The sequence below is a fragment of the Streptomyces durbertensis genome, from assembly GCF_014156695.1.
Lineage (GTDB): Bacteria > Actinomycetota > Actinomycetes > Streptomycetales > Streptomycetaceae > Streptomyces > Streptomyces durbertensis.
This window is the reverse complement of sequence record NZ_WMLF01000857.1, coordinates 1-911: the sequence shown is the minus strand read 5'-3', so window position 1 is coordinate 911 and position 911 is coordinate 1. Positions and strand designations below refer to the sequence as shown.

The window sequence follows — 911 nt, the reverse complement described above, 5'->3', positions numbered from 1 at the left end:
CCCCCGGCGGGCAGGGCCCGGACCCCGGCGCTCCCGGCTGGGACGCCCCCGGCCCCGACACCGAGTGGGAGGTCAAGGACCGGCTCAAACCCATCGGCGAGCTGGCGATCATCGGCAAGGTCCTCTTCCGGGAGGGCGTCGCCGGCTCCCGGCAGGCCGCGCTCGCCCGCCAACTCCTCGACGTCGCCTGGCGCGACCACCTGGAGGGCGGCCGACTGCTGCGGTGGATGCAGGAACGCGAACCGCTCTCCCCGATCCCCTTCGAGATCTACGTGCCGTTCTACGAACTCGGCTACCAGGACCCGGAGTTCGAAGAGCACCTGCGCCACTCGCAGCGGCTCGCCAGCTGGGCCGCGGTGGAGGCCACCCCGGTACGCCGGCTCGGCATCTCCGCCTTCGAACGCCGCCTCGGTCTCACCCCCAGCCTGCCGACGGACGTCGCCGTCCGCCACACCTGGCTGGGCCGCACCCCCGAACCGTGGACCGTGGAACTCAACCTCGCCTACGGCATCACCCACACGGTCTTCCACCTCACCGACTGGGGCGAGAACCCCGCCGGCCTCCCGCCCGACCTCTCCGACTACCTCACCGCCTGGCTGCCGGCGTGGCTCGACGACTGGCGGGAGGTCGGCAACTGGGACCTGCTCGGCGAACTCCTCGTCGTCGACGCCTGCCTGCCCGAACCCGCCCTCGACCACCGCGTCTGGCAGGCGTTCGCCGACGCCCAGGCATCCGACGGCGCCATGCCGGCCCACGGCCGGATGCCCCGGGGCGACGAGGACGAGGTGTTCGACCTCGTCCACCACCCCACCCTGGTCGCCGCGTTCGCCTCCGTGCTCGCCACCTCCCGCGCCATGGGCGGCCTCCGCGCGGAGCCGGCCCCGTGAGCGGCCCGACGTCCGTCACCCCGC

The 911-nt window shown here is 73.9% G+C and carries 1 protein-coding gene; it reads left to right on the top strand.

The features are described 5' to 3' along the window. Positions 1-887 (top strand): DUF6895 family protein (locus tag GL263_RS27300; RefSeq protein ID WP_182858402.1); only part of this gene is annotated, 887 nt, incomplete at its 5' end. Positions 888-911 lie beyond the last annotated feature (24 nt).